This is a genomic window from Citrobacter sp. R-1.5.2, from assembly GCF_035064245.1.
Lineage (GTDB): Bacteria > Pseudomonadota > Gammaproteobacteria > Enterobacterales > Enterobacteriaceae > Citrobacter.
In genome coordinates this window covers 1-8234 of sequence record NZ_JASEYC010000039.1, presented here as the reverse complement: position 1 = coordinate 8234, position 8234 = coordinate 1, and the positions used below count along the sequence as shown (strand labels likewise).

Genomic DNA, 8234 nt, shown 5'->3' with positions numbered 1-8234 from the left:
TGTTGCATAAGCCACCCTGTCGCCAGATCGAAAAGCAGGCCAGGACGTTCGTTGCTTATCCAGCTCCGGGTATATAAGGGGTTTGAGGGCCAATGATGTAAAAAACCACGCTAAGGAGGTAATTCATTGTTTAAATTGAGATTTAACGGCCTCAATTCCCCCTTCATAATATCCTCCGGTAGTGTGAACGTATAATGTCCCAGCATGTTGATATGACCATGCATCAGAGGCGAAAGCCGCGCGATATGTTCATCTTCTGGCCCTTCCCCAGTGCTACGCAGGTGCGACAAGGCTTCCTGCATATAAAGCGTATTCCACAGCACCACTGCGTTTGTCACCAGACCCAGCGCACCCAACTGATCTTCCTGCCCCTCGCGGTAACGTTTTCTGATCTCACCACGCTGACCGTAGCAAATGGCTCTTGCCACGGCATGGCGACCTTCGCCCCGGTTAAGCTGTGTTAGGATCCTGCGGCGATAGTCCTCATCATCAATATAGTTGAGAAGATACAGTGTCTTGTTAACTCTTCCGACCTCCATTATTGCCTGAGCAAGCCCTGACGGTCGGGTACTTCTCAATAGCGATCGAATGAGTTCTGACGCATGAATTGTGCCCAGCTTCAGCGAACCTGCAACCCGCATCATCTCATCCCAGTGGCTTTCGATTTTAGAAAGGTCAACACAACCCCGAGCCAGTTCGTCCAACGCCCCGTAATTCGCTGCTTTGTCAGCCCGCCAGAACACCGCCTCACCAGCATCCGCCAGACGAGGTGAAAATTGGTATCCCAGTAGCCAGAACAAGCCAAAGATAATGTCACTGGTACCTGCTGTGTCCGTCATGATTTCAACCGGGTTTAGTCCCGTTTGTTGCTCAAGTAGTCCCTCCAGCACAAAAATGGAATCCCGCAGCGTTCCAGGGATCACTATGCCATGAAAACCCGAATATTGGTCAGAGACAAAGTTGTACCAGGTAATGCCGCGCCCTGAACCAAAGTATTTTCTGTTGGGGCCAGAATTCACCGTTTTCACTGGTGTGACAAAACGCATACCATCAGCGGAGGCCACCTCACCGCCACCCCAGTATCCTGCCAACGCTAACGAGGACTGAAAATCAACCAGCCGCGCATTGGCGCTGACCAGCGTTTCTGCTCGGATGTAGTTCTGTTTCACCCAGCTCAGGCGATGGCGGGTCAGTGCAGGGATATTGTGCTTGATCAGCGGCTCATGTCCGATATTGCAGGCCTCAGCCAGCATCACCGCACACAGGCTTATATGCAGATCCTGCGCGCGGGCACCTGACTCGCTGACATGGCTGAATTCACGGGTGAAACCCGTTCTGGCGTCAATCTCAAGCAACAGTTCTGTCAGGTCAACGGGTGGGAGCAATTGTCTGACTCGGCTGCTCAGTCGTATCAGCGCCGGTGGCTCATCCAATTTATCCAGGCTGCTGATGGTCAGCGAAGGATGTTTACCTTCATTGCAGATGTCTACGGCGGTATTGCGGTCAAAACGTGATGCCACCGTTTTCCAGGTTTCATCCAACCGTGCTGCCAATTGCACCGATGCTTTACTGCCATTGGTGGGGTGACCCAATGCCCGGCACACTGGAACCCGCTGCGCCTGCCATTCCTCCCCCTGAAGAAGTTTTTGGCGCGGATCACCCCAACGATCGCTGTTTTCCAACCAGATGTCACGACGGCGTAGCGCATCCTGAAGTCGCTCCAGCAGACACAACGAGTAACCCGCTCGCTGTATCCGACCTTCAGCATCGTACACCAGGCGTTTCCAAGGGCCTGAAATGATATGCTCAGGTGCATCGTCCAGGATCCGTTTTTTCGAGCCGTTTAGCTCTGCCAGGTAATGGATGGCCGCGAGGGTATGTTCACCGTCTGGGGCCGCCCGGAAGTGCAGATCGCGCAGTAGTGCGGGCAAAAAACGCCTTACCCGTCCGTACTGCTCCACCATTTCATCCTGAAAGTTTGTATCCTGGGGGCGGGCCAGTTCATTCACTTTTTCCACTGACTCTGCCAGTCTGGCGACAGGTACACTGCTGAATATGGTCTTTCGCAGCAAATCATCACCAGTATCTTCATCAAGTAAAAGTGCACATGCCCGCGCCAGCAACAACGCCGCACGGTCAAGATCCTTGAGCGTCCTAAGTCGCTTTTTCTGCCCGGTTTTCTTCGCCTCCCTGGTAATATTGAGGATCAGCATATCCAGCACGTCAACGGCCTCGTCCAGCGCCGAGATTTCTTGCGCTTTCACGAACGCGGTAAGGATAGCCAGCCGCCGTTCTTCTGGCATTCTGCTGATATATTTCACCGATGCCATTCCGGCATAGCGTGCCAGGTTGCGGAGCTGTATGGCAGGCAGCCCAGTGAAATTCAGGCAGGAAAATTCCAGGCTGCGCAGGCGAGTGTAACGTTCAAGTGCTTCAGTGAATGCGGGGCCGCTGATAGTGACAGGGCCTCTTTTTAGGTGCTCCATCACTGAGAGTCGCTGTCCTTCGGGGATTTCAAGTAACCCAGCCAGTTGTGCGGCCTGCCAACGGTTTGGCAGCGCGGCCAATTTTCGCCATAAGCGGCGGGTCGCACGCTCACGGATTTCACCAATGACCCTCGTAAGGGTGGATGCGGCTGGCAACAACACTTTATTTTGAAGCAACCACGCGGTGGCAAAATCGAACATCAGTCCGGGGCGTTCATTACTGAGCCATGCACGAGTATACAGCAATCGCTTCAGTCTGAACGACCACGGGAAATCACCGAAATCATGATAGCTGTAGTGCTGCCTGATAAGCCCGTGGTGCTCCCAACGTGTATTTTCCCTTTGAGCATAGCGGGAGATGATCTCTGGATAGCGGATGTTAAGTTGCCTTGCGACATAAAACTGGACACCGGGCGGTATTTGCATGAGATCGGGCAAGAAGGTTCCCAGAAAGCGGGCGGTTGTGAGTTGAAGGGCAATCCCCAACCGGTTATGCCTGCCCCTACGTAGGTTGATGAAAGTAAGGTCTCGCTCATCAAGATGAAAATACCGTGCCAGTTGGATCTCGTTTGGCTCTGCGGCATAACGCCCGTAGTTCTGTGTCTGTTTGTCGGTCAGAAAATCAGCAGCCATCACGCATCCTTTCATTATTTATTGATCCGTATTATTTTGGCGGTATCAGATATTATAAATTTTGAGACCAATGAAAACTGCCCTAAACATGAGTATCAAAAATCGTGATTTATGCCTTATGATACTACGCAGTATCAATATCGATTTATGAGACCAAAATGGCATTATTAGGGTATGCAAGAGTATCAACCAGCCATCAGAAACTGACGAGCCAGGTTACTGAGCTCAACACAGCGGGAGTGAGGGATGATCGAGTGTTTACTGACATGATGTCGGGAGCAACTGATGAGCGCGAAGGGCTACAGCGACTCCTTGCCAGAGCGGAGAAAGATGACATTATTCTCTGTACAAAAATGGATCGTCTTGGACGTAATACCGCAGATATGATTCGCATCGTGGATACTTGCTATAAAAAAGGCATCGCTATTCGCTTTCTTGAGAACGGCCTTAGTACTGAAGGCACTATGGGAAAAATGGTCATCCAGATACTAGCTGCTGTTGCCGAAGCGGAACGTGAAAGGATCTTGGAACGAACTAACGATGGACGGCAGGCAGCTATGATTAAGGGCGTCAAATTCGGAAGAAAACCTCATAGAAAGGCTGAATTAGCTAATGAATTGATCAATAAGGACGTAGAAGTAAAAGAGGTAATGGAAAAAACGGGTATATCACGGGCGACGTATTTTAGGCTGAAAAGAAAAACGGTTACTAACAATATTAATCTTTCCAATAATAAATAAGAAAGATGAGCATTCTTAAAAACCTGAACGGCTTCTATTTAGCAATATTTAAACTCGAAAAAAGGATGTATTCAAATTGAGTCAATATTTAAAGCTTGGCGATGACCAGTCTCCGGTTCAGTTGGACCCACACAGCGAAGTTGGTGCATTTAAAGTCGTTGGACACTGCGCATGGGCAAAACCAGAAGATAAAATCACTCCTGACTTTTTGCGTTCAAGAGTAGAACCTTGGTTAACTGCACTTTTTCAGTCTGAACACTTAAATATACTTATTGGCGCCGGCCTTAGTTCGGCTATCCAAGAGTCAGCGACCGGCACCAAACCTCAAGGTATGGGATGGATTGAAGATCTCAAAGTTTGTAAGGCTGAAATAGACAGTTATGTAGCTAAAACAGCAGACGCCTCAGGAAGGGGAAAGGGTAATATTGAAGATCAGATTCGTTCAATTAATGAGTTGATTAAAGGACTAGAGATTTTAACGGTACAAAACCTACCGGTTCCACCATCTCCACCAGGTGCTCCCTCATATCGAAATTTAAAAAGTGAGTTAGTAGAGTTAAATAATGAGCTAACAAGGTGTCTGAAATTATTTTCAGACTCAGTTAGTTATGGTGAAAAATTAATTCGTGATGCAAACAACGATTTAAAAACAGAAACATTTAATTATTTAGTAAGTTTTTTGATGAGTTTTTCAAGTCGAACAGCAACTAGGGATCGATTACATATTTTTACGACAAATTACGACAGGATAATTGAAACGGGCGCTGAAATAGCAGGTCTTCGTTTAATTGACAGATTTGTCGGTACTATAGCACCAATTTTTAGATCTTCTCGGTTAGAAGTGGATTATCATTACAACCCACCAGGGATTCGGGGTGAGCCAAGATATTTAGAAGGTGTGGCGCGATTTACTAAATTACATGGTTCATTGGACTGGTATGCTACTGAAGGGGCTATAAGGCGTTTTGGATTGCCATTTGGAGCCAGTTCGGTTGAACCCTTTTTACAGGTGGAAACTACCGGAACTGCAAATTATCAACAATTAATGATTTATCCAAATTCAGTTAAAGACCGTGAAACATCTGAATATCCTTATGTTGAGCTATTTAGGGATTTAGCATCTGCAACATGTCGTCCTAATAGCACCTTGGTAACATATGGTTATAGTTTTGGCGATGAGCATATAAATCGGGTTATTATTGACATGTTGACAATACCCTCAACGCATATAGTAATAATTGCATACGGTGATCCACTTGGTAGAATCATGCGTTTTATAAACGATAGTGGAAGAAAAGCTCAAATATCTTTATTGCTTGGTGATCACTTTGGAGATATAAAGAAATTAGTAGATTTTTATCTTCCTAAAGCCGCGATAGACAGATCATCAATTCGTATGGCGGAGCTATTGAAGTCAAGAGGTTTGTATCGTGCAACTACCTCAAATAATAGTGGGGATTCCGAATGAACTCATTTCCCATTGAACAAGGTGAGCAACTCAGGGTAGGTACTGTAGATTTTGTTTCACCCAATGAAATTAGAGCACTATTAGATATCGATTCACCTGATGCTGTCGCTTTGAATGCAGGCACACCTAGAAATTTTCCTAGAGTAAACAGCTATGTATTAGTCTCATGTGATAATGGTTACTTAGTTGGGCAAATAGAGTGGCTTGCAGTTGAGCATTCACCTTATCCTAAACAAAGAGATATTCAAGATTTTGGTCTAGTAAACCTACCATTTCCTCGAAAAAAAATAAGTTTAAATCCAGTCGGAACTCTTAAACGCTTTTCCAAAGATGGTACTGATTATTTTAAATTTCAACGCGGCTCTGAATCATTTCCTTCTATTGGTTCAGCTATTTTACTACCAACAGATTTACAGCTTAGATCAATTGTCGAGTCTGGTGATAATAGACGAATAGTTATTGGGCAAAGTCCACTTGCTAACAATGCTAATGTAGCCGTAGACCCTGATAGATTATTTGGTCGTCATATAGCAGTACTTGGTAATACTGGTAGTGGTAAGTCTTGTTCTGTCGCAGGATTAATCCAATGGTCACTCGAAGCTGCAATGGAGTCAGAAGTAAAACCAAACGCCAGATTTATTATATTAGACCCCAATGGCGAGTATGTACGTGCTTTGGGACCAACTACAAAATTTAAAGGCAGAATTTTTAAAGTCGAAGCTGGGGAAAATGAGCATCAACTCCAAGTGCCATCTTGGTTTTGGAATAGCTCGGAATGGGCATCATTTACGCAAGCGAGTCCTAAAGCCCAACTTCCTTTACTAAAGCGTTCTCTAAGGGCAATGAGAAACGAAGATTTTGAACTTGAAACAACCTCAAATATAGAAATAAAACGTTTTCTAGGGAATGTTCTCATAACCTTAAAACATGATAAAAGTTCAGGGAAACCCTTTGGAGCTTGGGGGCCTGCAAAAGGCTTTAACGAGATAATGGGTAAATGGATTGAAAGCTTTGAAGGATACAGAGATAAACTTGGAAATAACAACTTAACGAATGTAATCACAATAATGTCTAAATATAGACAAGATAGGAATGTACAGTACGCAACCATGCAAGCGACCGTGCCTGAAATAGATAGCATTATCGAGAGTGTTACCTCTGCATTTAGAGAGTTCGGAGGGTTTGAGAAAGAGTTACTACCAAAGAATGAAGATATACCGTTACCATTTGATGGTAATAACCTGGTTGCCTATTTAGAAGCTCTTGCTCAAGAAAATGGCAGTGAACAATATGTTGAATATTTGGTTGCCAGAATACGCACCATGCTCTCAGATACAAGGATGAGATCTGTTACTAATGATGCTGATAATCGGATTGACTTAGCTAAATGGTTAGAGAAATATCTTGGTACCGATTGTTCAAGAGATGATAACAGTTGTATTTCTATAATAGATCTATCTCTAGTTCCAAGCGAAATTACTCACATTGTTACTGCTGTGATTTCAAGGATTATTTTTGAATCATTGCAACGCTATAGAAGACTATATAATAAATCTTTACCTACGGTACTTGTAGCTGAAGAAGCACATACATTTATTAAACGGTATCGTGATGACTCTGAAAATCAGGATGTCGCAGCTGTTTGCTGCCAAGTGTTTGAGAAAATTGCACGAGAAGGCAGAAAATTTGGTCTTGGGATGGTGGTTTCCTCGCAACGACCATCAGAATTATCACCTACAGTTTTATCTCAATGTAATACTTTTCTTCTGCATCGAATTAGTAATGACAAAGATCAGGAGCAAGTTCATAAAATGGTACCTGATAATTTGCGAGGATTACTCCGTGAGTTGCCTTCACTGCCATCCCAACATGCAATACTGATGGGCTGGGCATCTGAGCTTCCTGTCCTGGTTAAAATGAAAAATTTGACGAAAGATCAGCAACCCCATTCTGATGACCCTGACTTCTGGGATGTTTGGACAAGAAAGTATGCTGATGGGAAATTGGTCGAGAGAACTGTCGATTGGGGAGCTGTTGTAAAGGAATGGCAACAAAAGTGATCTGCGGCAGAAAATGAAAGCGGGAGGGCAGATCGGAATTGAAGGAACTTTATGTCATCAATCTACTTGGTGTTGCGTTCCGTTGTCCCTGGGGTCCGCTTGGAAAAAGGAAATTATCCTACGCTAAGCGCATTTTTTGCACAGATGGCTACCGACTGAACGTAACGTGTGAGTCATGATCAGAAATGTGTTAACTCTAGGAATTGACACGACTTACTGTTTGATGGGGAAATCATGTTTAGCTATGGAAGGTGCGAACAAGTCCCTGATATGAGATCATGTTTGTCATCTGGAGCCATGGAACAGGGTTCATCATGAGTCATCAACTTACCTTCGCCGACAGTGAATTCAGCAGTAAGCGCCGTCAGACCAGAAAAGAGATTTTCTTGTCCCGCATGGAGCAGATTCTGCCATGGCAAAACATGGTGGAAGTCATCGAGCCGTTTTAACCCAAGGCTGGTAATGGCCGGCGACCTTATCCGCTGGAAACCATGCTACGCATTCACTGCATGCAGCATTGGTACAACCTGAGCGATGGCGCGATGGAAGATGCTCTGTACGAAATCGCCTCCATGCGCCTGTTTGCCCGGTTATCCCTGGATAGCGCCTTGCCGGACCGCACCACCATCATGAATTTCCGCCACCTGCTGGAGCAGCATCAACTGGCCCGCCAATTGTTCAAGACCATCAATCGCTGGCTGGCCGAAGCAGGCGTCATGATGACTCGAGGCACCTTGGTCGATGCCACCATCATTGAGGCACCCAGCTCGACCAAGAACAAAGAGCAGCAACGCGATCCGGAGATGCATCAGACCAAGAAAGGCAATCAGTGGCACTTTGGCATGAA

General features: G+C 45.6%; 4 protein-coding genes and 1 pseudogene. 4 read left to right on the top strand and 1 reads right to left on the bottom strand.

Features of this window, described 5'->3' with window-relative positions; translation table 11 throughout:
- Window positions 1-110: 110 nt before the first annotated feature.
- On the bottom strand, window positions 111-3119 hold the full coding sequence (locus QMN38_RS26015) for a Tn3 family transposase (RefSeq protein WP_000718520.1): 3009 nt from the start codon (window positions 3117-3119) through the stop codon (window positions 111-113).
- Window positions 3120-3277: 158 nt separating this feature from the next.
- Here QMN38_RS26015 and QMN38_RS26010 point away from each other — a divergent pair, with 158 nt between their 5' ends.
- The 4 genes and pseudogenes from QMN38_RS26010 to QMN38_RS25995 form a co-directional block, all read left to right on the top strand.
- Window positions 3278-3859, top strand: coding sequence for a recombinase family protein (locus QMN38_RS26010; protein WP_001196201.1), 582 nt, complete (start codon window positions 3278-3280; stop codon window positions 3857-3859).
- A 76-nt stretch (window positions 3860-3935) separates the two neighbouring features.
- Entirely contained in the window at window positions 3936-5327 is a 1392-nt protein-coding gene (locus QMN38_RS26005; RefSeq protein WP_000085085.1) for an SIR2 family protein, read from the top strand.
- Window positions 5324-7387 carry an ATP-binding protein gene (locus tag QMN38_RS26000; RefSeq protein ID WP_001084040.1) on the top strand — a complete coding sequence of 688 codons (2064 nt, stop codon included), beginning with the start codon at window positions 5324-5326 and terminating at the stop codon, window positions 7385-7387. Before QMN38_RS26005 ends, QMN38_RS26000 begins: the two co-directional genes overlap by 4 nt.
- A gap of 314 nt (window positions 7388-7701) precedes the next feature.
- Window positions 7702-8234 (top strand): annotated as a pseudogene (locus tag QMN38_RS25995) (IS5-like element IS5B family transposase); the annotation flags it as partial.